The sequence below is a fragment of the Marinomonas transparens genome, from assembly GCF_016463975.1.
GTDB lineage: Bacteria > Pseudomonadota > Gammaproteobacteria > Pseudomonadales > Marinomonadaceae > Marinomonas > Marinomonas transparens.
The window spans coordinates 35,668-60,733 of sequence record NZ_JAEMNX010000009.1; the positions used below are offsets into that span (position 1 = coordinate 35,668).

A 25,066-nucleotide genomic window follows, 5' to 3' on the forward strand; every position below is an offset into this window, starting at 1 on the left:
GGCTGGCATTAAAAAAAGCTCTTTAACTTATCTTTTAATTTTTCTTTCAGTTTCTCTTTAGCCGCCTCTTCTTCCGCTTCACGCTGCGCTTGCAACTTGGCTTTTAATTCTGCTTTTTCTTGCTCGATTTTTAATTTCAGACGGGCTTTTTCTTCCTCTGCCTTCGCCTTAAGCTGAACTTTCTCTTCCTCTAATTTGGCTTTAAGGCGAGCCTTTTCCTCATCCGCTTTTAGTTTCAATTCCTCTTTCGCTAACTTAGCAAACAAGGATGCAAAACCTTTCACATCAGGGCGACATAATCCCGCAGGGTCATCACTAAACTTCCCTTTACAAACAATAGGAAAAGTCAATTTCGCTACTTTTTGATTTACTCGACAAGCCTTATCCAATTCACTACCAGCAACGCCTACGTTAGCCTGATAGTTCAATGAAGCGTCAGGTAAAGACACCACGCCATTTCCTGTCACAGCAATACCGGCAGAACTGATTTTTAGCCCTGGAGTTGATACCACACCATTCACTATATGGGCAGGAAAGGTCATGGTTTCAAACGGGGTATCCGCGCCAAAGCTTTTATCATTGAGTGCTTCCTTACGAACAGCCCCTATGCCTTGGCAAACGGTTTTCGTCAAATTAGTTCCCACTAGGGCACCCTTTTTAATATCAACCAACAAGTCACCTTGCAATGATGACATCAGCATATCAAGCTGATTACCGCGTGTACTTATCTCACCGTCCAAATACGTCGCTCCTGAGATTTTATCCATCTCCATAAAATCAACCAGCAAGGGCTGGATTTGCACAGCAGTAATAGCTGGCTGCACCTTAATAAGGGGCGTTTTCCCTCGTACGTCCAAACTGGCGTTTGCTACCACATTACCTTGGTACAAGGACACTTTTATTGGGTCAACTTTAACCAACCCATTCGCTTGGGTTGAGTCTAAGGTTAACTGATCTATTTTCAGTTTTTTAACAATAATGTTGTTAAAAACAAGGCCAACATGTCCACTCAGAGAGCGAATCAGATCCACTGGAATAAGGTCACTTTCGACAGGGCTTTTTACTGCTGGATTGACCGCAGATGAAGCGGCTGTATTTACAGTGGATTGCGTTTCTGTTGATTTGGCTGGTGTATTTGACTCTTCTTCGCTGGTTTCAACAGGAGTCGGCAAATAGCGATCAAGGTTTAAATTCGATCCTGCGAGACTCATATCCCAATACAAAGGAGCAAGATTCACCACACCATTGGCTTCTAGATTAGTATCGTCTAATAACAAAGAAATGGACTGCGCTGTCACGCTATGCGTACTGCCTTCAATCGTCATATCCAGCTGGGCCTTTGTTAATGCTTTTGCATCAGACATCTCAGGTGCTGTTATCTTTAAGGCTTTCATTACATCCCGAGGATTAAACTCCCCCAGAGAGAAGGAAGCGGTAAATTGAGGGTCACTCAACACCTGATAAGCTTGTATTTTCCCGTCAAGATTCAGCCCTAAACCACTCAACGCCAAACCCTCTATGAAAAGGTTTTCTTGAGGTAGGTCCATATCCATACTAGTGGCGCTTAACTTAGCTTTTAACGGACTAACTGGCAACGCACCGCTTTCAACATCCGCTGACAACACTAACGACCCCAGAGACAAAGCTTCTTTCTCTGGAAAAACAGTCAGATTAGCGTTTAGTGTCATGTTCGCTTTCAGTGGAAAGTTACCCTCCAGATCACTTTGAGTAACAGCCAAATCCAATACCATGGGCCAAGCTTTATCCCATGTGACATCTTTCAATTTGACATTCAGCTTAGCGGAGACAAGTTGCTTGCTTTGTTCATCACGGTATTGGATCTGGGCATTTTCAATCAGTAATTCATCCAATTGAATATTGGGTAAAGGCGCAGGCGCTTGATCCTCACTAGAAACAACAGGAGCAGGCTGACTAGTCACAACATCCGAAGACTGGCTTGCATCAGGATTTATTTTCGTATTACTCGGTGAATTCGAAACAGGCAAATCAGCAGGCATGGTGTACTGCCAATTAGCTTGCCCTGCTTTATCCACCAGTAAGTTCGCTTTCAGGTTAATCAGTTTTACCTTATCCACCTGAATGGTGCGTTTGAGCAAGGGCATGATGGCGAGGCCAAATTCAGCACGATCAAACTGTACGATCTCAGCATCTTCGCCCAGCGCAACACCGATATTTTCAAGAGAAAGGCCGAGCCAAGGAAAAAAAGACCAGCTAAGATCACCATCCAAGCGCAAAGTGACATTGGCCTTTTCATAGGCCACGTTTTTCAGTTCACCTTTAAAGTCATTGGGATTCACAAACAACATAACGTACGTCAATACCGCAACGATAAGCGCCAACAAGCTCGCTATTAATATTGAAAGTCGTTTTATCCACACCATGCTTGATTCCTTAAACTCATTATTTTATCTATTTAGCGCCAAACCGATTCATTAAAATAGCTGAAAAAAGTCCCAATCAGCACGCGGCATTTCGGCTTATCATAGCATTCGAAGCGCAGTATTATCGATCCAATAGAGACAACTCATGAAAAACACACAGACAAAGCATAGAAGCCTGAGTATCCTCGTTCTATAATGTCGCCCTTATATCATATTAAGTGACGACTAAACGTCATAATTCACTGTGGAGAAATCAATCAATGTCCGATCGCATTGCCAGTGTCGAGCGTAATACGCTTGAAACTCAGATCAAGGTATCGATAAACCTAGACGGTACAGGTAAATTCAACTGCTTTACTGGCGTACCCTTCCTTGACCACATGCTTGAACAAGTAGCTCGCCATGGCTTGATTGATCTCGACATCCACGCCGTGGGCGACCTACACATTGACGCCCACCATACGGTGGAAGATTTAGGCATCACCCTAGGCCAAGCCTTTGATATTGCGGTAGGTGATAAAAAAGGCATCAAACGCTATGGTCACGCCTATGTTCCCCTAGACGAAGCATTGTCTCGTGTTGTCATCGACTTTTCAGGGCGTCCCGGCTTAGAAATGCACGTGCCTTTTACCCGTGGCTCCGTGGGCGGTTTCGACGTGGACTTGTTCTCTGAATTTTTCCACGGTTTTATCAATCACGCTAAAGTGACCCTGCACCTAGATAACCTACGTGGCAAAAACACGCACCACCAAGCAGAAACCGTCTTCAAAGCCTTTGGCCGTGCTCTGCGCATGGCGCTAGAAGTTGATGAGCGCATGGCTGGTCAAATGCCATCTACTAAAGGTTGTTTGTAAGGTCTATTCCATGAGCGAAGTAAAAAAATCAACCGTTGCTGTCATCGACTATGGCATGGGCAACCTGCATTCGGTTGCCAAAGCACTAGAACACGTAGCTGACGACAATACGACTGTGGTTGTTACTAGCGATCCGAAGGTGATTGATGCGGCTGACCGAGTGTTACTGCCCGGTGTCGGTGCCATTCGAGATTGTATCGGCGAAATGTACAACGCAGGCCTCGTACCTAGTATCCGCAAAGCCATGGCGGAGAAACCTTTCCTCGCTATTTGCGTTGGCATTCAATCTCTTATGTCCCACAGCGAAGAGAATAGCGGTGTAGATTGCCTAAACCATTTTAAAGGCAACGCGCTTTTCTTTGGCGAAGAACACCAAGATCGCGATGGCAGCAAACTTAAAGTCCCGCACATGGGCTGGAATCAAGTTAAGCAAGCGATCCAACACCCCCTTTGGGCAGACATTCCTGACAATGCACGCTTCTACTTCGTGCACAGCTTTTATGTGGTGCCAGAAAACAAAAGCGAAGTCGCGGGAACTTGCGACTATGGTTTGGAATTCTGTGTCGCACTGGCTCGGGACAATGTCTTTGCCGTGCAGTTCCACCCAGAAAAAAGCCATAAAGACGGCCTTCAACTCTATAAAAACTTCATCCATTGGGATGGCAAGCCGTAACTCGTTCGCGCTTAACAATAAAGACTTTAGGAGCCAACCATGGGCTTAGCAAAACGTATTATTCCCTGCCTTGATGTGGACAATGGTCGTGTCGTAAAAGGCGTTCAATTCCTCGACATTCGCGACGCTGGCGATCCTGTAGAAGTAGCAAAACGCTACGATGAACAGGGCGCCGACGAAATTACCTTTCTCGACATTACTGCCAGCTCCGATGACCGTGAAACCACAGTCCATATGGTCGAAGCCATTGCCAGTCAGGTTTTCATTCCGCTAACGGTTGGCGGCGGCATCCGCACCTGTGAAGACATTCGTCGCATGCTTAATGCCGGGGCCGACAAGGTAGGCATTAATACCGCAGCGGTATTTAACCCAGAATTTGTTCGTGAAGCCGCACAGCGCTTTGGCTCCCAATGCATTGTGGTGGCGATTGACGCGAAAAAGGTCAGCGCTGAAGGTGAAACAGACAAATGGGAAATATTCACACATGGCGGCCGCAAACCAACAGGACTTGATGCCGTTGAATGGGCGAAAAAAATGGTCGAATACGGTGCGGGAGAAATCCTGCTAACCAGTATGGATCGTGATGGCACCAAGAATGGTTTTGACCTTGGGGTGACTCGTGCCATTAGCGAAGCCGTGCATGTACCCGTCATTGCTTCTGGTGGTGTTGGCAATTTAGAACACCTTGTCGATGGCGTTACGAAAGGCAAAGCCGATGCCGTACTGGCGGCCAGTATTTTCCATTTTGGCGAATACAGCATTCAAGAAGCCAAGCAATGCATGGTCGATGCTGGTATTGAAATGCGCCTTTAAGCGCTATTTAGCGAGTCATTTATCTAATGACAAATTAAAAACGCGATACCCAATAGACATCGCGTTTTTAATTCAGCGCAGATTTTCGTTTTGCTGCTTGGATTCATATAGTAAGTGCATATTTTGTGCATATAGAAGCTCTTACTTGCTGCGAGAGAGTTCTGCCGAGTACAATCCATAAAAATTTATTTTAGCCTTAGCTAATAGAAGGAAGACTTCTTGACCACTTTAACCGATGCCTTGCATGCGTTGGCGACACACTGCCAACAAGCAAACTCTTTATCTGCATTGACATTTCATCGTGGTGTGGAGCGAGAAGCACTCCGTGTCGAACGCTCCGAAGGCCGCATTTCCCATAAGCCTCATCCAAAGTCCCTTGGCTCTACCCTTACACACAGTTCCATTACCACCGACTACTCAGAAGCCTTGATGGAATTTATTACCCAGGTTCACCCGAGCGTAGAAGGGGTTGTTAAAGAACTGGAAGATATTCACAATCTGGTCAACCATGAACTAGATAAGCAGGACGAATGCCTTTGGCCTGCAAGTATGCCCTGTTATTTAGAAAATAATGATGATGTCCCCATCGCGTATTTTGGTGAATCCAATACAGGTAAACTCAAGCAAGTTTATCGGGAAGGTCTATCCAATCGCTATGGCCGCATCATGCAATGCATTGCGGGCATGCATTACAACTTCTCATTCGATAAAAACTTCTGGAGTTTTCTAGAAGCTTACAAGGGGAAAAGCAGCCTCAGCGCAGCAGAAAAACAAGTTTTTCAATCTGAAAGCTACTTTGCTCTTATCCGTAATTTTCGTCGCAGCTCATGGATGCTATCTCTTTTATTTGGCGCCTCACCTGCCATTGATGAAAGCTTTCTACCGCAGAAGCCAAGCAGTCTATCTCACCTTGAAAAAAATACTTGGTTCGGCCCAAAAGCGACCTCTCTGCGTATGAGTGATTTGGGCTATCAAAATAAAGCCCAAGCAGATTTATATGTTTGCTACAACGACGTCGATACCTACATTAGTACCGTTAAAAAAGCCTTACAAACGCCATATCAGCGCTACCAAGACATTGGCGTAAAAATCGACGGTCAATATCGCCAACTAAATAGTAACTTGCTACAGATCGAAAACGAATACTATAGCGACATTCGACCTAAACGCGTCACGAACCCTGGTGAACACCCAAGCGCCGCATTGCAAGCAAGAGGCGTTGAATACATCGAAGTACGCATTATGGATCTAGACCCAGACTCGCCGATAGGGATGAAATCATCGACCTTGTATTTCATCGACGTGTTCTTGCTCTATTGTATGCTACGAGGAGATGAACGATTAAGCGGAGCCGAATGCAACCAACTACGGGTGATGCAACAAGAAATAGCCTCTCACGGCCGTGATATTGATAGTGAGTTTGACTTTGGCCAAGGCCCAATCAAACTCCGTGAAAAAGCAAAAATCGTACTGGATAAGCTAGCACTGGTTGCCGACTTCCTATCTGAAAGTACTGGTAATCCAGCTTACCAAGAAGCTGTCGCAATACAGAGTGAAAAGCTAAGCAACCCAGGCTTACTTCCTGCGGCATTGCTAATGGATCGCTGCCATGCAGAGCAAGGCTACCAGAATGCCATGTTGTCGTTAGCGAAAAAACAACAAACGGGCTGGATGCAACGCCCTCTCCCTAACACACTAATCAATGAATTCATGAAGAAAGCCACCCAATCAATTACGGAACAAGAAACTATTGAAGCGGCAGATTCAGTCGATTTCGATACCTTCTTAGCCGACTACTTAATACCGCAATAAAATACGAAAACACACACAAAAAACGCCTCAATCGAGGCGTTTTATAGGGCGATGTTAATCATCTAAATCTTAAGCATTGGGAGAAATCGGGATCTCTTCTAGGTTTTCAAACACCAGCCAATCAGCAAGTTTTATACGTAAATCATCCACACCATCGCCATTCAATGCAGAGAAGGTTTGCACACTGCCATCAACACCTAATTCTTTAATCGTCTTCTGCACCTTCAACATGGTCGCCTTAGCAGGGCCACGTTTTAACTTATCAGATTTGGTCAGCAATATATGAACCTTCATGCCATTGGACTTTGACCAATCCAACATCATTTCATCAAACTCTTTTAGCGGATGGCGAATATCCATCACCAAGACAACACCCGCTAAAGAACGACGGTTCATCAGATAATCTTGCATATGAGCCTGCCATACCTTTTTCATGGCAATAGGGACTTTTGCAAAGCCGTAACCTGGCAAATCAATCAAGCGACGGTCCTCTACGTTCAAACCAAAGCAATTAATCAGCTGTGTACGCCCGGGGGTTTTAGAAGTCCTCGCTAATTTTTTTTGATTAGTAAGGGTATTTAAAGCCGTCGATTTACCAGCATTAGAGCGGCCCGCAAACGCCACTTCGACTCCTTGATCTAAAGGGCATTGTGAAAGTTTTTCAGCACTTTTAATAAAATGTGCGGATTGGAAAGTGGCGTCAAAAGGAGTCATAAGTAGGAATTCGTCAGTAGGTTCAAATGAGCGTTTAGGTTTATTTTACCAGCAGCGCATAATGACAGAAAATTCATTTATTTGCCATGTAAACCTCCTGCTACATATAAACGCCTATTAAAAAAATAAAAATAATGAACAGGACACGAAACGTTATAGCAAAGGGTAACCTTTATTAACAAAACACTCATATAAGTCGGTATTACTAAGTAGCATTATTTATGTAAGTATTACGTAAATACAATGAGCTAAAAGAACTTTCTAGCTGTGATAGACTCCTACCTAAGGATATCCTGCGCATAATTATAGCGCGCAGACACACTTGTTAATTTTCGATGACTAGGAGCAATCAATGAAAAAACTGTTTTCAGCTTTAATACTTTCTCTACTTATTCCCCTCACAGCTTTTGCTGCTGAATACAGTGATGGTAATGGCTATATCACGCTTAAAAACCCGGTTCGTACTAGTACCCCGGACAAAATAGAAGTAACTGAAATTTTTTGGTATGGATGCCCTCACTGCTTCAAACTTGAACCTCTAACTCAAGCTTGGAAAAAGAATTTGCCTACAGACGTTAAGTTTAACTATATGCCAGCCGTATTTGGCCGCAATTGGTTAGCCCATGCCAAAGCTTTTCATGTGGCAGATTTGCTAGGTATTGAAGATAAAATGCACTCTGATATCTTTAATGCCATCCATCTTGAGCATCATCGTCTAAACTCCGAAGATGACCTTGCAGAATTTTTTGTCAATTATGGCGTAAGTGAAGATGAATTCCGTAAGCAATATAACTCTTTTGCCGTCAACAGCCGCCTAAGCCAAGCGGATGCAAAAATACGCGCTTATGGCGCCCGTGGTGTACCTGGTTTAGTTGTTAACGGAAAATATCTAGTGACAGCAGAAACGGCGAAAGGCAATAACAACATTTATAATGTCGTCGATTTTCTAATAGAAAAAGAACGTACAAAATAATCCAATGATTAAGTGAGGCGATATGACGGAATCTTCAAGTGATGCTCTAATTGAAGCATTACGCAAGGCTGTTTCTAGAACCAGTATGCTGGCAGAAGGCAATGACCCCGAGCTTGATTCCGTTGTTCGCAACATTCGCCAATCAATCGCCAAAGGGGCGGACGCAGAAGCGATACAAGACGTTCTCAACAATGCCGAACCGCTACTCATAAAAAATGATGAGGCCCGCGATAATCGAGCCAAGCAAGTGCGAGAAACTATGCATGAGCTCGTCGACCTTCTTGAGAAACAAGACAACCTAAAAGTCCCGCAAAACGAAAAAAAGAATCTCGAAGCCCAAGTACGTTCGCATTGGCAAACACCCTCTCAATGGCCCGCTCTACTTCATGCCTATCTACAACTAGCTGATCACACTTTAAACCAAGCGCCATCTGACGCAGCCCCTAAAAGCTCATTTTTTCAGCGCTTATTTAACAAACGCAGTGACGAGCAAAAAGACTCAAAAAATGATCAAGAGATCATGCAACAAATTAGTCATACACTCGCAGGGTTGATTAACAACCTATCTCTGCCTAGCGACTTTGACGACGACATTGTTGATTTAAGAAAAGCCCTTCTAGGCAATCAGGATCTACAGCAACTACCTAGCCTACTGGATGAGGTTATTAACCTCATTATGGCTACTATTGGCAATACTCAAGAAGGCCTAGCCAATTATTTAAATCAGCTAAACAAACAACTCGCCAGCATCAACAGTTCTGTTGTTAGCAATTATAAAAACCAAAAAAACTTATCTGAAAGCCGTGAAGGCTTTGATAGCAGCCTACAACAACAAGTGGCCGACACCTCTGCGGCTGCACAAAGCGCTGACAACCTAGAAAGCCTTAAAAGTCTTATTGCTGATCGCATGTCGACCATTTCTAGCACCATGACCGAATATCGAACCCAAATGCATGAGCAAGAAAAGCAAGCAACACAGTCTATCTCTCAGCTAAGAAATAAAGTCGTACGCATGGAGAAAGACAGCACATCATTACGCACCCTATTAAAAGAAAAGCTCGCGCAGGCGATGACAGACGCTCTGACCGACTTACCCAATCGCGCTGCTTATCAAGATGCCATACTGCCTCTATGCCGCGTCATGCAAAGCTCTAAAAAGCCGTTATGCCTTGCTGTCTGTGATATTGATCACTTTAAAAAAGTCAATGACACCTGGGGCCACCTTGCCGGAGACAAGGTATTACGTCTAGTGCCAAAACAAATTCGCAGTGCTTTAGACAAAGAAGACCTCATTTTTCGCTACGGCGGAGAAGAATTCGTGATTGTCTTCCCTAACACAAACATGGAACAGGCAGAAAAACGCTCCGAAGCAATTCGACAACAGGTAGAAAAAACCCCTTTTAACATGAATGGAGAACCTGTTTCTATTTCCGTCTCTATTGGTATCTCTCAATTACAAGCGAACGACGAACCCGAAACGCTCTTCTCTAAAGCCGATAAACAACTTTATTCGGCAAAAGAAACAGGGCGAAATAAAGTGATGTCAGACAAATAGAAGAGATAAAGCAGTACCAGAGCCATGCTGTCGCGGTTACAATAGTCCTTCACACTTTACACGCAACGCGATTAAAAGAGATAGGCGCGCATGGCGCCACTAGGATGAAGCAGTTTATGCAAGACGATCAAAGCAAAACCACCCACTTTGGCTTTAAAGAAATCCCAACCGATGACAAAGTAGAAGCCGTCGCACAAGTTTTTCATTCCGTTGCCGCAAAATACGACATTATGAATGACCTTATGTCTGGTGGCATTCATCGTCTCTGGAAACGCCATACCATTAGCCAATCAGGCGTCCGTGCTGGCAACCATGTATTAGATATTGCTGGCGGCACAGGGGATCTCACCTTACAATTTTCACGCCTAGTAGGTAATCAAGGCCAAGTCGTTTTGGCAGACATCAACGATTCCATGCTCAAAGTGGGTCGCGACAAACTGGCTAACCGTGGCGTTGTCAGCAATGTAACATTCGTTCAAGCAAACGCCGAAGCCCTACCCTTCCCTGACGATACCTTCGATTGCATCACCATTGCCTTTGGCTTACGCAATGTCACCGACAAATCCAAAGCTCTCGCTTCTATGTACCGCGTATTGAAACCCGGTGGTCGCCTATTAGTGTTGGAATTCTCCAAACCAGAATCCGAAGTATTATCAAATATTTACGACCAATACTCTTTTCGCCTACTACCAATGATGGGGAAACTGATTGCCAACGATTCAGAAAGCTACCGCTATTTAGCCGAGTCTATTCGTATGCATCCAGACCAAGAGACATTAAAAAGCATGATGGATGAAGTCGGCTTTGAACGCACCAGCTACCAAAACTTAACCGGTGGCATTGTTGCTCTACATAAAGGATTTAAATTCTAACCATGTTTACTAGCGCCTTTCGTTTTCTACGCATCATCTTAACTGTGATGCGTTTTCGCCTTGACGCCCTCGTCCCTTTTTCTATCTCGCCCTGGTATATACGCTATAGCCTTGGCCTCTTTTGCTCCATTGGTCGCAAAAGAGCCAGAAAAAACAAAGGAGAGCGCCTACGTCTCGCATTAGAATCTTTAGGCCCTATTTTCATCAAGTTTGGACAAATTCTCTCTACTCGACGAGATCTACTCGACGACGACATCGCGGACGAGTTAGCCAAACTACAAGATAAAGTACCCGCTTTTTCTGGTCAGGTTGCTCAAGCGATTATTGAGCGAGACCTAAAAGCACCTGTGGAGGAACTGTTCGCGGAGTTTTCAGCCGACCCTTTAGCGTCCGCTTCAATTGCCCAAGTTCATACCGCCACTCTCCACTCAGGAGAAGAAGTTGTCGTCAAGGTTATTCGCCCGAATATAGAAAAGACCATTCGCAAAGACATAGGTCTATTGCATATATTAGCCAACTTAATCACTAGAATGAGTGATGATGGTCGCCGCCTAAAGCCCGTTGAAGTAGTCAATGACTATGAACACACTATTTTAGATGAGCTTGACCTTGCCAAAGAAGCCGCCAACACAGGCCTTTTGCAACGCAACTTTGTTGATTCTGAACTCTTGTATGTGCCTCAAGTATATTGGGATTATTGTCACGGCAATGTAATGGTAATGGAACGCATCTCTGGTATCCCAGTCGCTGACATTGCCTCATTAAACAAAGCCAATGTAGACATGAAGTGCCTAGCAGAACGTGGCGTAGAAATTTTCTTCACCCAAGTCTTCTCTCACAGTTTTTTCCACGCAGACATGCACCCCGGCAATATTTTTGTCGACGTAACTAATCCGCAGAAGCCTAAATACATCGCCATTGATTGTGCCATTATGGGCAGCTTAGATGACGCAGATAAAAGCTACCTAGCAAGAAACCTTTTAGCTTTTTTCAAGCGTGATTACCGTTTGGTAGCAGAACTTCATGTGGAAAGTGGCTGGGTACCAAAAGGCACTCCAATACATGCGTTTGAATCCGCTATTCGCAGTGTCTGCGAGCCAATGTTCGCCAAACCACTTAAGGACATTTCCTTTGGTCAGGTGTTAATCGGCCTGTTCCAAACCGCACGTCGCTTTAATATGGAAGTACAGCCACAGCTTGTTCTGCTAGAAAAAACCCTACTCAACATTGAGGGTTTAGGGCGCCAGCTCTATCCAGACCTAGACTTATGGGTAACAGCCAAACCTTTCTTAGAACGCTGGATGCGCGAACAAATGGGGCCAAAGCGCATCATGGAAGAAGCTCGTAAACAGGCGCCAGAATGGGCAGGGCAGCTACCGCAGATACCTAATTTAATATTCTCAGCGCTATCACAAATATCTCACCAACAAGAACACATGAAGTCGCAAACTCAAGCCATTGAACAACTCGGTGAAGAATTGAAAAAAAACCGCCAAGGCTTACCATTTAAGTTACTTGGCCTAGTGAGTATAGGAGCAGCATGGATAACAACAGACACCGCTTCTTTGGAAGTACTGAAATCTGCTGATTTCATCAGTTTGGGGTTATTTATCGTAGGCCTATACCTATTCGTATTAAAATCGTAACATTTGAGAGACTATAATGACCCATGATGTATTAGCGCAGCTCGCCGCCACTCTTGAAGAACGTAAAAGTGCGGCAGCGGACTCATCTTATGTTGCCAGCCTCCACGCAAAGGGGTTAAATAAAATCCTAGAAAAAGTAGGCGAGGAAAGCATTGAAACTATTATTGCAGCGAAAGACGCTGTTACCTCTGGTGACAAATCTGAGCTTATTTATGAAACAGCTGACCTTTGGTTCCATACATTAGTCATGCTGTCTCATTTAGATCTAGGCCCAGATGCTATACTTGATGAATTAGCACGTCGATTCAATTTGTCTGGCTTAGAAGAAAAAGCCAACCGTACCAAATAAGTAGGAGATAAACATGTTAGGTGGTATTAGCATTTGGCAATTACTAATCGTTTTGGCTATTTTAGTGCTTATATTCGGCACAAAAAAATTGAAGAACCTAGGTTCTGATTTAGGTGGTGCAGTAAAAGGCTTCAAAGAAGCCGTAGACAAAGACAATGACGCAGATGAGCCTAAAACGGCGCAGAACAAGATCATTGATGTCGAAGAAAAAACAGACGATAAGAGCGCCTAATTTGTGTTTGATATAGGCTTAGCAGAACTTCTTGTTGTTTTTGTCGTTGGTCTATTGATCCTTGGTCCCGAGCGTTTACCGCACGCGGCCAAGACGGCTGGGCTATGGATAAGGAAAATTCGTCGCAGTATCAATTCGGTACAACGAGAAATCAATGCCCAACTCGATCAAGAAGAATTACAACAAAAAATCAATGAAACCAACCAACGCATCATGAAAGAAGGTGAGGTCATTCAAAATACCATCACCCCTTTACCTGAAGTTGAAGCGGAATTGCCCCCCGTTAACCCTAGTCAACAAGAGCAAGATGAAAAACACCTATTCGTTAAAGAAGCAACACAAGCAGAAGAAAATATAGACGAAACATCGCCTATTCCAAATGAAAAAAAAGCATCAGACGCTAACTTATCGCGCCCTTAATCGCCACTTTATGTGGGTTACCTTGTTGTTAACCATCTACGGATTTTGACCTTCTATGAGCACAAATTCTTCTGATCAAGCGCCACTTGTTGCCCACCTCATCGAACTTAGAAACCGTTTACTAAAATCTGTACTCGCCATATTAATACTCTTCGCCGGCCTCTACTATTTTGCCAATGACCTGTACCTGATAGTTTCTGAACCATTACGCCTCCTACTACCTGCTGGCAGCTCATTAATTGCAACCGAAGTCGCCTCACCTTTCTTAGCACCACTAAAGCTTACCTTCGCCGTCGCGGTATTAATTTCGGTTCCCTACACCCTTTATCAGGCTTGGTCTTTTATCGCACCCGCTCTCTATAAGAACGAAAAACGTATTGCCATCCCACTTCTTATTTCAAGTATCTTCCTATTTTATGCTGGCGTACTGTTCGCTTATTACGTGGTTTTACCACTTATTTTTGGCTTCTTCACCACAGTCGGTCCCGGTGAGGTCACCGTTATGACCGACATAAATAACTACTTAAACTTTGTCCTGAAGTTATTTTTTGCTTTTGGTGTCACCTTTGAAATCCCAGTAGCCACTTACTTGTTAATTAAGGCTGGCGTCACTAGCGTTGCCACCCTCTCGAAAAAGCGCCCGTATATTTTCCTTGGTTGTTTTGTGGTTGGTATGCTTATCACACCTCCGGATATTTTTTCTCAGACGCTATTAGCCATCCCTATGTGGATGCTATTTGAGCTTGGACTGATGGCGGGTCGTACCGTAAAGGCCGACAAGGATGAAGAAGAAAACAAAGATAAGGTCTCTGAGCCAAGCAATTAGCAAAGAGACAATTCAAAATCACCTGTACCTAAACGCCTCACTTGACTGGGGCGTTTTGCGATCACGGCAAGACCAAGGCTTTTATTCAAACTAACAAATCAAGTACTCTAATAACTTAATATTCCAAATTAACTCAGAAGGATGCGTCATGAAAATCATCAGTGCTGAAGAAGTACGAAACTCATTGTCCTTTGATGCACTCATTCCTTCTCTCAAGGCCGCATTTAGCCATGACTTTGGTATGCCCCAAAGACAAATGTATCCATTACCCGGTGGGACAGAAGAAAAGCACGACACCTTCGCCGTCCTACCTGCTTGGACTGAAGAGGTCTTGGGTGTTAAAAGCTTCACCCATTACCCACAAAATCCAGAGAAAGGCCGATTGACGGTTGCCGCACAAGTACTGCTGTTTTCCCGTGATACTGGAGCCCCTATCGCCTTGGTCGATGGTACCAGCCTGACCTATTGGCGAACCGCTGCCGTATCCGCTCTGGCAGCCAGCATAATGGCAAGAGAAGACGCTAGCTCCTTATTACTTTTTGGCACTGGAGAATTAGCGCCCTATATGGCATTAGCTCATGCTAGCGTCCGCCCCATTAGCAACATCTATATCCATGGCCGTTCCGAAGAAAAAATGCAAAACACCCAGCATCAGATACAAGCGGCTAGACCAGATATCGATGTGAAAATCTGTACAAATTATAAAAATGTGATTACTGGCGTCGATATTGTCAGTTGCGCCACCGGTAGCCCTAAGCCTTTATTTAAGAGCTACGAACTCGCTGCTGGCATGCATATTGATTTAGTTGGCAATCATCACAGGACATGTCGAGAATGCGACTCAGCCACGGTTAAAATGGCTCATCTAATAGTCGACAGTCGTTTAAACGTTTTAAATGAGGCGGGAGAGGTTTTGATTCCGCTCGAAGAAGGCTCTATTGAGAAAGACCACATCAAAGGGGAGTTGGCCGAGCTTTGCTCAGGCAATATAAAAGGGCGATTAAACAACAGTCAAATGACGCTGTTTAAGTCCGTCGGCACAGCACTTGCTGATGTTGCCAGCGCCTATCACGTATATCAAAACATAAAGAAAACGAGCTAACGCTCAATCCAGCATAAAGGTAACAGGGCCATCATTGGTAAAAGACACCTTCATATCTGCACCAAAGCGGCCCGTTGCTACTTTTCCATACTGAGCACGAACCTTATTCACAAAATCATTAAATAAGCGCTCGCCTTCTTCCGGTACTGCTGCTGTCGAGAAACCAGGACGCAAACCTTTTTTCGTTTCCGCAGCCAAAGTAAACTGAGAAACCAACAGCACACCGCCACCAACCTGTTGAACATTTAAGTTCATCTTGCCATCTTCATCAGCAAACATTCGGTACTTAAGTAACTTATCAGCTAAACGCTGAGTGTCGCTTTCACTATCACCTTTTTCGATACCGACCAGAACCAGCTGCCCATGATTAATTTCACCTACCGTTTCGCCATCAACCACGACTTGAGCATCCATAGCTCTTTGTATTAGAACTTTCATTACCGCCCCCACACATTCACTTATCTCAGAAAAAACAAAAGCGCCCGAAGGCGCCTCTGTCGCTCATAAACCCACCAAAGTGGATCTATTTGCTGCTGCTCTTTTAAACGATCTTAAAAAAATCGCTTCTACTTACGACCAGCGCGCTTACGCTCGTTTTCAGTCAATAGTTTTTTACGAATACGAATGCTTTCTGGTGTGACTTCTACCAATTCATCGTCTTCGATAAACTCAAGCGCTTGCTCAAGTGTGTGGCGAATTGGCGGAGTCAACGTCAAGGCTTCATCCGTACCGGATGCACGCACGTTAGTTAATTGCTTACCTTTAACAGGGTTAACCGACAAGTCGTTGTCACGTGCGTGAATACCAATGATTTGACCTTCATAGATATCAACCGCATGACCAAGAAACATACGACCACGACTTTGCAAGTTAAATAAAGCGTAAGCGGCCGTTTTCCCCGTCAACATACTAATCAATACACCGTTTTGGCGACCACGAACATCACCCTCTTTTACTGGGCCGTAATGATCAAATACGCTGGTCATGATACCAGAGCCAGAGGTTAGCGTTAGGAACAAACCACGGAAGCCAATCAAGCCACGAGAAGGGGTCATGAATTCGAGACGAACACGCCCTTTACCATCTGGCTCCATGTTAGTTAACTCTGCTTTACGCAAACCAAGCTCTTCCATGATAGAACCTTGATGCTGCTCTTCAACATCAATAACCACTAGCTCAAATGGCTCTTGAACTTTTCCGTCAACTTCTTTTTGAACTACTTCTGGGCGAGAAACGCCCATTTCGAAGCCTTCACGGCGCATGGTTTCAATTAATACAGACAAATGAAGCTCACCACGACCAGATACGATGAACTTATCTGGTGTTTCACCTTGGCGAACACGTAATGCAACGTTGTGAATAAGCTCTTGATCAAGGCGGTCTTTAATATTACGAGTGGTAATGTACTTACCTTCTTTACCCGCAAACGGAGAATCGTTCACCATGAAGGTCATGCTTACGGTTGGCTCATCCACAGTCAAAGCAGGAAGCGCTTCAACACAGGTAGGATCACACAAGGTATCAGAAATACTTAGACCATCAATCCCAGTGATACAAACAATATCACCGGCAGAGGCTTTATCCGTATCTACACGAGCTAGACCATGATAGCCCTTCACGTTTAGCACTTTACCTTTACGCTCTTTACCATCAGAAGATTTTACAATTACTTGCTGATTAGGAGACAAGCTACCACGTGTAATACGACCAACACCGATTACGCCAACATAACTATCGTAATCCAATGCAGAAACCTGCATCTGGAAAGTCCCTTCTGGATCAACATCCGGTACAGGAACGCTATCAACAATCATTTGGTAAAGAGGCGTCATGTCTTCTGCCATTTCTTCTGGATCGTTACCAGAAATACCATTAATAGCTGAAGCATAAATAACAGGGAAATCAAGCTGCTCTTCGTTTGCGCCAAGGCTATCAAACAAATCAAATACCTGATCCATCACCCAATCAGGACGAGCACCGGGGCGGTCAATCTTGTTAATAACAACAATAGGACGCAAGCCACGCTCAAACGCCTTTGATGTTACGAAACGAGTTTGTGGCATTGGGCCATCAACGGCATCGACCAACAAAAGCACTGAGTCAACCATAGACAACACACGCTCGACCTCACCGCCAAAGTCAGCGTGTCCAGGTGTGTCTACAATATTGATGCGGTAATCATTCCATTTAATAGAGGTGTTTTTCGCCAAAATGGTAATGCCACGCTCTTTCTCTTGATCGTTAGAATCCATGATGCGCTCTGCACCTTCATCTTTACGATCGAGTGTACCTGACTGGCTTAATAGCTGATCAACCAAGGTTGTTTTACCATGGTCAACGTGAGCAATAATGGCTACGTTACGTAACTTGCTGATATCATTAGACATTTATAGTTCTCTGCATTTAGCGTGAGCAAAAAGATATAGCGCCGCTTGACTCGGGCAGATAAGCTCTTCAAGCGTGTCGGATCTTGGTGCGGGGTAAAATTCGCGCAATTGTACCCTTATATCGATCAATATCCCATTAATGTGTGTAAAAAAGTCCACAAAAATAGCTTAATAAGGGAACAAGATGCATTCAAACTGAGACAGTAGCATTCTTATACTACAAAAATACTACTCTTCTAAAATCTCTCTAAGGAAGGTAGATACCCACATTTTCATACCCCTTACCCAACAAATAAGAAGCATGAATACGGCTCATCACACCTTTACCGCAATAAAGTAAATGCGTCACACCTGCATCCAAGTCTGCCCAATTCGACTCTAAGGCAAAGAAAGGAATCACTTTAACTGGACGACCACTGACTTTTAAAGGGCTCTTGCTGACTTCATCTGGGTGACGAATATCAATGATAATTTCATCACCAACCGGCATACGCACAACAGGCACTTCACCTTGATACTGTTTATCGACATCGTCCATGACATTTTGAATCGACACCACTTTGACATCAGCAATGGCTTTTTCTAAAACGGCAAAATCAAAATTAGCCTCTTGCTTTTCAACACGGTGCATTTTTGCTCGAGTAGTGGGTTTCACCGAAATCACACCACAAAACTCAGGCATACTGGCCGCAAAAGGCGCAGTGCCAATCTCAATCGCTTTATCGACAATCTCTTGCTTATTAGTAGTAATTAAAGGACGAATCACCAACTCATCTGTCACCTGATCAATAACTTTAAGATTAATCAAGGTCTGACTCGATACCTGTGCAACACTTTCACCGGTTACCAAGGCTTTCGCCCCCACTTCCTCCATTACCTGAGAAGCAGCGCGCAACATCATACGCTTGAGGATCACGCCCATTTCTGCGTTATCCACCTTGGTTAAAATTTCGCCCACAACCGCTTCAAAAGGGACAGTAACGAACTTCACGTTAAGCATTGAACCATATTTCTTCCAGATGAAATTCGATACTTGCTTAACACCAATTTCGTGAGCATCACCACCTAGATTAAAGAAGCAGAAATGAGTTTTCAGGCCACGACTCATCGTCATAAAAGAGCTTACGGTAGAATCATAGCCACCAGAGATCAATGACAGCACAGGCTCTTGCGAACCAAGCGGATACCCCCCCAGACCTTTGACTCGTTGCTCAATCAGCCACACTCGGCCATCTCTAATATCGATGGGAACCAATACATCAGGCTCTTTAAGACGCACCGCTTTCGCGCCACAACGGGCTTTCAAACAGCCACCAATATGGCGCTCGGCCTCAACCGAAGTAAAATCATGATTGCCAACACGCCTTACCCGTACCGCAAAGATGGCATCTTTAATCGCATCACCGTATGAAACGATTGCCTGTTCCACCACATCATCAAGATCCACAAAAGGAAACTCACGAACGTATTGAAAATGAGCAATACCCGCAATATTAGACATAGCGTCAATAAACTCTTCGCGTAAGTCATCATGTTCTGAGTGCACCTCGATGTAATCCCAGTTCCCTGTGACCACCACATCATTATCATACTGGCGTAAAACCAGCTTAATATTGTGACGCAGTTGTTTAACAAAGGCCTTACGGACAGGACGACTTTTTATGGTAATTTCAGAAAAGAACTTAACAATGAATTTCATATTGGATTGGATCGTAACCAGTTGGAATGAGAAAGGCGCACAGTATAAAGAAAAGCCAATCAAGACGAAAATAATAAATTCGCACCAAAAACAAACAAGGCAAAAGTAATATGAATCATTATGGTGCGAAAAACATTTTTAATGCACTCTTACAAATCATTTGCCCGTCTTTTTTTTTATAAATATTAAGTATCCGCATGATATATATAGGTTTATTAATACGCACAAGATTCTGGCACAAGATGTGCTTTACCTATTGCCAACATGGAGCTTCATTTTGGAGCACCCTTAGTTAGTCGAAATAAATTCGTTTTAATTAAATTGGAGAACAATTATGTCAAACCAGACCCTTGCCTTGATTGCTGAGCACGATGCGAAGTGGGTTGACCTTCGCTTTACCGATTTCCGCGGTAAAGAGCAGCATGTATCTATTCCTGCTGCGACAGTAGATGAAGAGTTTTTTGAGAATGGTCAAATGTTTGACGGCTCTTCAATTGCTGGATGGAAAGGCATTAACGAATCTGACATGATCATGATGCCTCAAGCAGACACAGCTATCATAGATCCTTTCACTGAAGAGCCTACTATTATCGTTCGCTGTAACATCATCGAGCCTTCTACTATGCAAGGCTACGACCGCGATCCTCGCTCTGTTGCTATCCGCGCAGAAGAGTTCTTAAAATCTACTGGTCTTGGTGACACAGCCTTCTTCGGCCCAGAACCAGAATTCTTTATATTTGATGACGTTCGCTGGAAAGCCGACATGTCTGGCTGTTCTGTAGAAATCAATGCAGAAGAGGCCGCTTGGGCATCTAACAAAAAAATCGAAGGCGGTAACATGGGTCACCGTCCATTCGTTAAAGGCGGCTACTTCCCCGTACCACCTGTTGATTCTCACCATGATCTACGTGGCGCAATGTGTGGCGCAATGGAGACAATGGGCCTAGAAATTGAAGTACATCACCACGAAGTAGCGACTGCAGGTCAAAACGAAATTGGCGTTAAATTCAACACGCTCGTTAAGAAAGCAGACGAAGTTCAGATTCTTAAATACTGTACTCACAACGTTGCTCACGCTTACGGTAAAACAGCGACTTTCATGCCTAAACCAATCGTTGGCGATAACGGTTCTGGCATGCACGTTCACCAATCTTTCTGGAAAGACGGCGTTAACCAATTTGCTGGTGACCAATACGCTGGCCTGTCTGAAACCGCGCTTTACTACATCGGTGGTATCATCAAGCACGCTAAAGCTTTGAACGCGTTCACTAACGCTTCAACAAACTCTTATAAACGTCTTGTGCCTGGTTTCGAAGCGCCTGTTATGCTGGCTTACTCAGCTCGTAACCGTTCTGCTTCTATTCGTATTCCATACGTTGCTAGCCCTAAAGGTAAGCGTATTGAAGCTCGTTTCCCTGATCCAACCGCTAACCCATACCTAGCCTTCGCCGCTATGCTGATGGCTGGCCTTGACGGCATCAAAAACAAAATCCACCCAGGCGATGCAGCAGATAAAGATCTGTATGACCTTCCAGCCGAAGAAGCACTCGCTATTCCTCAAGTTGCCGGTAGCCTAGAAGAAGCCCTTAAAGCTCTTGACGAAGATCGTGCCTTCTTGATGCAAGGCGGTGTTTTCTCTGAAGACATGATCGATGCTTACATCGAACTTAAAACAGAAGAAGCACTACGTATCTCAACAACAACGCACCCAGTAGAATTCGAACTTTACTACAGTGTTTAAGTAGTCAGTTTTCTTTCAAAACCACAAAGCCCCGATAGCTATCGGGGCTTTTTTTTGCCCCACAAAAACCGTTCATTTATTATCGCACCAAAAAAGAGCAAAATATCATATCCAAACCTCCAAATGCCTTAGTAAACAGGCCACTTCAGCCTGCCCAATGTTGGTTCGCTTTTTGCAACTAATAAAACTCAATAGAGAGGCAAACCGTGTATAGTTTATTAATCGACCATTTATCGACTGCTGTAGTTCAACTTAATAGAGAGCTTCAAATAGAATACTTGAATCCAGCAGCGGAAATGCTATTGGCAGTTAGTCGTCGACGAATTTATGGCCAAGATCTTGAGGCTGCTTTTCGCGAAGATGGAGAAAGCATTAATGCACTCGCTGCTGCCGTAGAATCTGGCTACCCTTTTACTAAGCGTGAAACAGAAATTGGACTCAACAATAGCAAGAAACTATTTTGTGATTACACCGTAACGCCAGTAATGGGCACAATGAATAATACAGAAAGCCTTATCATAGAGCTTTATCCACGAGATCGCATGAAACGCATCTCTCAAGAAGGTGAACTAATCGCCAATCACCAAACCAGTAAAGAACTTGTCCGTGGTCTTGCCCATGAAATAAAAAACCCACTAGGTGGTATTCGCGGGGCCGCACAGCTAATCAGTAGAGCGTTCAAAGATGAAGCACTTAACGATTACACCCAAGTCATCATTGAAGAGTCAGATCGCTTAAGAGACCTTGTAGATCGCCTGCTAGGACCAAGACAACTACCTAAAAATAAGGCTCTTAATATCCATAGGGTTATCGAAAGAGTAAAGCAATTAACCCTTGTCGAATCAGATGGTCAGATTGAAATCATACGTGATTATGACCCAAGCATTCCTGACATCTATGGCGATGAAGCGCAACTTATCCAAGCCGTATTAAATGTCACCCGCAATGCCATGCAAGCTCTGTTAGAAGATGAGAGCAACCAACAAAAACAAATTCGCATTGCAACTCGTGCGCTACGCCAATTTACCATAGGCACAAAGCGTCATCGTTTAGTTTGTAAAATTAGCGTCATCGACAATGGCCCCGGAATTCCAGCGGCAATACTCAACAGCTTATTTTATCCCATGGTTAGCGGACGCCCTGAAGGCACTGGACTTGGCTTATCCATCGCACAATCCGTGATTCATCAACATCACGGCATCATCGAATGCAATAGCGACCAAAACAACACTGAATTTAACATATTAATGCCCATTGAGACTGCAGTCCAAGACCAGGAGAAACACTTATGACACCAGAAGAAACCGTATGGATTGTAGACGACGATCGTTCTATTCGCTGGGTTCTAGAAAAAACCCTAGAACAGGAAGGGATTCAGTGTCGACTATTTGACTCCGCTGAAAACCTGATCAATATGATTGATACAGAACAACCTAGCGCCATCATTAGTGACATTCGTATGCCAGGCATGGATGGTTTAGAGCTACTCGACAAATTACAGAAAGATCACCCCTACTTACCAGTGATCATAATGACAGCGCACTCAGACTTAGAAAGCGCCGTCGCTTCCTACCAAGGCGGTGCATTCGAGTACCTACCTAAGCCTTTTGACGTAGAAGAAGCGGTCACCTTAGTAAAACGCGCCATGATACATCACCGCAACGCCATGCCAAATATGGAAGCGGTAGAAGAAATAGAGTCTCAAGTTGATAAAGAAATTATTGGCGAAGCCCCTGCCATGCAGGAAGTTTTTCGCGCCATAGGTCGACTCGCTAATTCTAATATCACGGTATTGATTAACGGTGAATCCGGCACAGGTAAAGAACTTGTCGCGCAAGCCTTACACACTCACAGCCCTCGTGCAGCAAACCCCTTCATTGCACTCAACATGGCCGCCATCCCTCACGACCTTATTGAATCTGAGCTATTTGGTCATGAAAAAGGTGCCTTTACTGGAGCTAATACGCAACGACGTGGCCGTTTTGAACAGGCCAATGGCGGCACTCTCTTTTTAGATGAAATCGGTGATATGCCAGCGGAAACCCAAACTCGTCTATTAAGAGTATTGGCAGACGGCGAATTCTATCGAGTCGGTGGCCATACGCCAGTAAAAGTGGATGTACGCATTATTGCCGCCACCCATCAAAATCTTGAAGACCTAGTAAAAACAGGCTCCTTCCGAGAAGATTTATTCCACCGTCTCAATGTCATTCGCATTCACCTGCCTAAGCTGGCAGAGCGCCGTGAAGACATCCCAAAACTGGCTCGCCACTTTTTAAGCCGAGCGGCGGAGGAGTTAGCGGTTGAACCAAAACAGCTCACCAAGGAAACCGAAAACTACCTCACCCAGTTGGACTGGCCGGGTAATGTTCGTCAACTAGAAAACACCTGTCGTTGGCTAATTGTTATGGCCTCTGGCCGTGAAGTACTGGTTGAAGATCTACCGCCTGAACTATTGTCCGCCACACCAAATGAGCAGCCATTCGCTTCTTGGGAGGAGGCTCTTAAAAACTGGGTCGACAACACCTTAGCTACAGGGCAAAAAGGCATTCTAGATCAAGCTGTACCTAAGTTTGAACGCATCATGATAGAAACTGCACTTGCCCACACAGGCGGGCGTCGCCGTGATGCCTCCTTACTATTAGGCTGGGGGCGAAACACCTTAACCCGCAAGATCAAAGAACTAAATATTGACCACGCCGAGCAAGAAGAAGATTAGCCCAAACAAAAATAGAGAGGGCTAACCAAGCCACTCTCTATTTTCACTCATAGTTTCTATCTGTAAAATCAAATAAACACCCGCTTTAGCATAGCTTTCTGCTACTTAAGACTTGCTTTTAATGCCACAATCCCCTACTAATTAAAATCAGCATTTGATCATAAACAAATAGGAAATCTGTTATGTATCCAACACTTGACTCCATGGGTATCACGAGTATAGAAAATATTGAAAAGTTCACCCTGCGTTATGAAGGTGGCCACGATGTGCTAAAGGTTTATTACCATCGTGAAAAAGGCTCTCTATTACCTAAAAGTAAAAAATTCAAATTTGGACGCTCTACAAAAACCGTACTTGCCGATGGTGGCCAACAAACCTATCGCCAAGTTCAAGAACCTTCACTTATTGTGCTACGCGCCATGGAAGAGCTAAGCCAGATCGTTGGAAAACAAGAAGAAGGCAAAGCAAGTAAAGAAGACCTCATCAAAGAACTTGAGCATCTCGAAAAAGTCTTTAATAGTAAAATCGCTGAAATCAAAGAAAAAATCGATTCAATGTAATCATATTGAATACAAACTGCCAGAACGCTTTCCAATTGGCCGAGCCCCTGAGCTCTGCCAATTTTACACTCTGGCTCAAGCACTAAATTCTCGCTACAATTCCACAAACTTTTTCACCCATGCTCCCAAGAGAGCAACTTGAGCACGTTTTCTATGCACCTTGTCAGCTCTGAACTAGAACTCGCTACCATCCTTCGACAAGGCGGTGTCATTGCCTACCCTACAGAAGCCGTTTGGGGATTGGGATGCGACCCCTTCAACGAAACTGCCGTGCGCCGCATTTTGCGACTTAAATCACGTCCTGAACATAAAGGCCTGATTCTAATTGCAGGGCACCAAGAGCACTTAACATCTTGGCTTGCCACACTCGATGAAGAAACTGGCAAACGGCTCATTAGCCAACCAGATACCCCTACCTCCTGGGTCGTACCAGACTCCCAGATAAGCCCGAGCTGGGTGAAAGGAGAACACCATAGTGTCGCTATTCGATTATCTAACCACAAGCCAGTACAACGCCTCTGTAAAGCTTTTCAAGGAGTCATTGTATCAACATCAGCAAATCCATCAGGGCTAGAGCCAGCAAATAGTATAGAAGAAGTAAATACTTACTTTGGAGAGAATATTGACGCGATTTACAATGCACCATTAGGAGAAGCATCACAACCTTCTCAGGTTCGTGATATTTTGACAAACAAGCTATTTAGAAGCTAAAAATCA

General features: G+C 44.3%; 23 protein-coding genes. 18 read left to right on the forward strand and 5 right to left on the reverse strand.

Translation table 11 applies throughout. The features are described from left to right. Window positions 1-8 precede the first annotated feature (8 nt). The gene (locus tag I8J31_RS09125) at window positions 9-2,402 is read right to left on the reverse strand and encodes an AsmA family protein (RefSeq protein WP_199468074.1); all 2,394 of its coding nucleotides are present in this window, start codon (window positions 2,400-2,402) and stop codon (window positions 9-11) included. 260 nt (window positions 2,403-2,662) lie between these two features. Here I8J31_RS09125 and hisB point away from each other — a divergent pair, with 260 nt between their 5' ends. From hisB to gshA, 4 genes are all read left to right on the forward strand, one after another. After that, window positions 2,663-3,256 carry an imidazoleglycerol-phosphate dehydratase HisB gene (gene hisB, locus I8J31_RS09130; protein WP_199468076.1) on the forward strand — a complete coding sequence of 198 codons (594 nt, stop codon included), beginning with the start codon at window positions 2,663-2,665 and terminating at the stop codon, window positions 3,254-3,256. 10 nt (window positions 3,257-3,266) lie between these two features. Further along, complete coding sequence (gene hisH / locus I8J31_RS09135) at window positions 3,267-3,929, forward strand: imidazole glycerol phosphate synthase subunit HisH (protein ID WP_199468078.1); 663 nt, start codon at window positions 3,267-3,269, stop codon at window positions 3,927-3,929. Window positions 3,930-3,968: 39 nt separating this feature from the next. After that, on the forward strand, window positions 3,969-4,742 hold the full coding sequence (gene hisF / locus I8J31_RS09140; protein ID WP_199468080.1) for an imidazole glycerol phosphate synthase subunit HisF: 774 nt from the start codon (window positions 3,969-3,971) through the stop codon (window positions 4,740-4,742). Between the two features lie 219 nt (window positions 4,743-4,961). Continuing rightward, the gene (gshA, locus tag I8J31_RS09145) at window positions 4,962-6,554 is read left to right on the forward strand and encodes a glutamate--cysteine ligase (RefSeq protein WP_199468081.1); all 1,593 of its coding nucleotides are present in this window, start codon (window positions 4,962-4,964) and stop codon (window positions 6,552-6,554) included. 69 nt (window positions 6,555-6,623) lie between these two features. Here gshA and yihA read toward each other — a convergent pair whose 3' ends face one another. Further along, window positions 6,624-7,268 (reverse strand): ribosome biogenesis GTP-binding protein YihA/YsxC, encoded by a 645-nt coding sequence (yihA, locus tag I8J31_RS09150; RefSeq protein WP_199468083.1) that lies wholly within the window; start codon window positions 7,266-7,268, stop codon window positions 6,624-6,626. A gap of 352 nt (window positions 7,269-7,620) precedes the next feature. Between yihA and I8J31_RS09155 the strand changes: the two genes are divergently transcribed. The 9 genes from I8J31_RS09155 to lhpI all read left to right on the forward strand — a co-directional run bounded on the left by I8J31_RS09155 (window position 7,621) and on the right by lhpI (window position 15,243). Further along, a complete protein-coding gene (locus I8J31_RS09155; RefSeq protein WP_199468085.1) occupies window positions 7,621-8,241 on the forward strand; it encodes a thiol:disulfide interchange protein DsbA/DsbL in 621 nt (206 codons plus the stop codon). 22 nt (window positions 8,242-8,263) lie between these two features. Then, window positions 8,264-9,796, forward strand: a complete 1,533-nt coding sequence (locus I8J31_RS09160) for a GGDEF domain-containing protein (RefSeq protein WP_199468087.1) — start codon at window positions 8,264-8,266, stop codon at window positions 9,794-9,796. Between the two features lie 116 nt (window positions 9,797-9,912). Next, window positions 9,913-10,668, forward strand: a complete 756-nt coding sequence (gene ubiE / locus I8J31_RS09165; RefSeq protein WP_199468089.1) for a bifunctional demethylmenaquinone methyltransferase/2-methoxy-6-polyprenyl-1,4-benzoquinol methylase UbiE — start codon at window positions 9,913-9,915, stop codon at window positions 10,666-10,668. Window positions 10,669-10,670: 2 nt separating this feature from the next. Next, window positions 10,671-12,314, forward strand: coding sequence for a ubiquinone biosynthesis regulatory protein kinase UbiB (ubiB, locus tag I8J31_RS09170; protein ID WP_199468091.1), 1,644 nt, complete (start codon window positions 10,671-10,673; stop codon window positions 12,312-12,314). A gap of 16 nt (window positions 12,315-12,330) precedes the next feature. Then, a complete protein-coding gene (locus I8J31_RS09175) occupies window positions 12,331-12,663 on the forward strand; it encodes a phosphoribosyl-ATP diphosphatase (RefSeq protein ID WP_199468093.1) in 333 nt (110 codons plus the stop codon). 13 nt (window positions 12,664-12,676) lie between these two features. After that, entirely contained in the window at window positions 12,677-12,895 is a 219-nt protein-coding gene (tatA, locus tag I8J31_RS09180) for a Sec-independent protein translocase subunit TatA (protein ID WP_199468095.1), read from the forward strand. 3 nt (window positions 12,896-12,898) lie between these two features. After that, the gene (tatB, locus tag I8J31_RS09185; RefSeq protein ID WP_199468097.1) at window positions 12,899-13,315 is read left to right on the forward strand and encodes a Sec-independent protein translocase protein TatB; all 417 of its coding nucleotides are present in this window, start codon (window positions 12,899-12,901) and stop codon (window positions 13,313-13,315) included. A 55-nt stretch (window positions 13,316-13,370) separates the two neighbouring features. Further along, complete coding sequence (gene tatC, locus I8J31_RS09190; RefSeq protein ID WP_199468099.1) at window positions 13,371-14,141, forward strand: twin-arginine translocase subunit TatC; 771 nt, start codon at window positions 13,371-13,373, stop codon at window positions 14,139-14,141. A 148-nt stretch (window positions 14,142-14,289) separates the two neighbouring features. Further along, a complete protein-coding gene (gene lhpI / locus I8J31_RS09195; protein WP_199468101.1) occupies window positions 14,290-15,243 on the forward strand; it encodes a bifunctional Delta(1)-pyrroline-2-carboxylate/Delta(1)-piperideine-2-carboxylate reductase in 954 nt (317 codons plus the stop codon). A gap of 3 nt (window positions 15,244-15,246) precedes the next feature. Here lhpI and dtd read toward each other — a convergent pair whose 3' ends face one another. From dtd to thiI, 3 genes are all read right to left on the reverse strand, one after another. Then, window positions 15,247-15,681, reverse strand: coding sequence for a D-aminoacyl-tRNA deacylase (gene dtd / locus I8J31_RS09200; protein ID WP_199468102.1), 435 nt, complete (start codon window positions 15,679-15,681; stop codon window positions 15,247-15,249). Window positions 15,682-15,809: 128 nt separating this feature from the next. Next, the gene (gene typA, locus I8J31_RS09205) at window positions 15,810-17,630 is read right to left on the reverse strand and encodes a translational GTPase TypA (protein ID WP_199468104.1); all 1,821 of its coding nucleotides are present in this window, start codon (window positions 17,628-17,630) and stop codon (window positions 15,810-15,812) included. Window positions 17,631-17,877: 247 nt separating this feature from the next. Beyond that, window positions 17,878-19,329 (reverse strand): tRNA uracil 4-sulfurtransferase ThiI, encoded by a 1,452-nt coding sequence (thiI, locus tag I8J31_RS09210; protein WP_199468106.1) that lies wholly within the window; start codon window positions 19,327-19,329, stop codon window positions 17,878-17,880. A gap of 334 nt (window positions 19,330-19,663) precedes the next feature. Here thiI and glnA point away from each other — a divergent pair, with 334 nt between their 5' ends. From glnA to tsaC, 5 genes are all read left to right on the forward strand, one after another. Beyond that, complete coding sequence (glnA, locus tag I8J31_RS09215; protein WP_199468108.1) at window positions 19,664-21,070, forward strand: glutamate--ammonia ligase; 1,407 nt, start codon at window positions 19,664-19,666, stop codon at window positions 21,068-21,070. Between the two features lie 206 nt (window positions 21,071-21,276). Then, window positions 21,277-22,362 carry a nitrogen regulation protein NR(II) gene (gene glnL, locus I8J31_RS09220; RefSeq protein WP_325101189.1) on the forward strand — a complete coding sequence of 362 codons (1,086 nt, stop codon included), beginning with the start codon at window positions 21,277-21,279 and terminating at the stop codon, window positions 22,360-22,362. Beyond that, complete coding sequence (gene ntrC, locus I8J31_RS09225) at window positions 22,359-23,789, forward strand: nitrogen regulation protein NR(I) (RefSeq protein ID WP_199468110.1); 1,431 nt, start codon at window positions 22,359-22,361, stop codon at window positions 23,787-23,789. The genes glnL and ntrC overlap by 4 nt, the downstream gene beginning before the upstream one ends. Window positions 23,790-23,971: 182 nt before the next feature. Beyond that, the gene (locus I8J31_RS09230) at window positions 23,972-24,349 is read left to right on the forward strand and encodes a DUF3461 family protein (protein WP_199468112.1); all 378 of its coding nucleotides are present in this window, start codon (window positions 23,972-23,974) and stop codon (window positions 24,347-24,349) included. Window positions 24,350-24,487: 138 nt separating this feature from the next. Beyond that, window positions 24,488-25,060 (forward strand): L-threonylcarbamoyladenylate synthase type 1 TsaC, encoded by a 573-nt coding sequence (gene tsaC, locus I8J31_RS09235; protein ID WP_369122888.1) that lies wholly within the window; start codon window positions 24,488-24,490, stop codon window positions 25,058-25,060. The last annotated feature ends 6 nt before the right edge of the window (window positions 25,061-25,066 follow it).

Bases quoted from the DNA above. Each gene is read 5' to 3' on its own strand.
- I8J31_RS09230 (WP_199468112.1), top strand. From the start codon at position 23,972: ATGTATCCAACACTTGACTCCATGGGTATCACGAGTATAGAAAATATT.
- yihA (WP_199468083.1), bottom strand. From the start codon at position 7,268: ATGACTCCTTTTGACGCCACTTTCCAATCCGCACATTTTATTAAAAGT.
- ntrC (WP_199468110.1), top strand. From the start codon at position 22,359: ATGACACCAGAAGAAACCGTATGGATTGTAGACGACGATCGTTCTATT.
- hisF (WP_199468080.1), top strand. From the start codon at position 3,969: ATGGGCTTAGCAAAACGTATTATTCCCTGCCTTGATGTGGACAATGGT.
- glnA (WP_199468108.1), top strand. From the start codon at position 19,664: ATGTCAAACCAGACCCTTGCCTTGATTGCTGAGCACGATGCGAAGTGG.
- I8J31_RS09160 (WP_199468087.1), top strand. From the start codon at position 8,264: ATGACGGAATCTTCAAGTGATGCTCTAATTGAAGCATTACGCAAGGCT.
- hisH (WP_199468078.1), top strand. From the start codon at position 3,267: ATGAGCGAAGTAAAAAAATCAACCGTTGCTGTCATCGACTATGGCATG.
- thiI (WP_199468106.1), bottom strand. From the start codon at position 19,329: ATGAAATTCATTGTTAAGTTCTTTTCTGAAATTACCATAAAAAGTCGT.
- ubiE (WP_199468089.1), top strand. From the start codon at position 9,913: ATGCAAGACGATCAAAGCAAAACCACCCACTTTGGCTTTAAAGAAATC.
- I8J31_RS09125 (WP_199468074.1), bottom strand. From the start codon at position 2,402: ATGGTGTGGATAAAACGACTTTCAATATTAATAGCGAGCTTGTTGGCG.
- tatC (WP_199468099.1), top strand. From the start codon at position 13,371: ATGAGCACAAATTCTTCTGATCAAGCGCCACTTGTTGCCCACCTCATC.
- hisB (WP_199468076.1), top strand. From the start codon at position 2,663: ATGTCCGATCGCATTGCCAGTGTCGAGCGTAATACGCTTGAAACTCAG.
- I8J31_RS09155 (WP_199468085.1), top strand. From the start codon at position 7,621: ATGAAAAAACTGTTTTCAGCTTTAATACTTTCTCTACTTATTCCCCTC.
- typA (WP_199468104.1), bottom strand. From the start codon at position 17,630: ATGTCTAATGATATCAGCAAGTTACGTAACGTAGCCATTATTGCTCAC.
- tatA (WP_199468095.1), top strand. From the start codon at position 12,677: ATGTTAGGTGGTATTAGCATTTGGCAATTACTAATCGTTTTGGCTATT.
- lhpI (WP_199468101.1), top strand. From the start codon at position 14,290: ATGAAAATCATCAGTGCTGAAGAAGTACGAAACTCATTGTCCTTTGAT.
- ubiB (WP_199468091.1), top strand. From the start codon at position 10,671: ATGTTTACTAGCGCCTTTCGTTTTCTACGCATCATCTTAACTGTGATG.
- I8J31_RS09175 (WP_199468093.1), top strand. From the start codon at position 12,331: ATGACCCATGATGTATTAGCGCAGCTCGCCGCCACTCTTGAAGAACGT.
- dtd (WP_199468102.1), bottom strand. From the start codon at position 15,681: ATGAAAGTTCTAATACAAAGAGCTATGGATGCTCAAGTCGTGGTTGAT.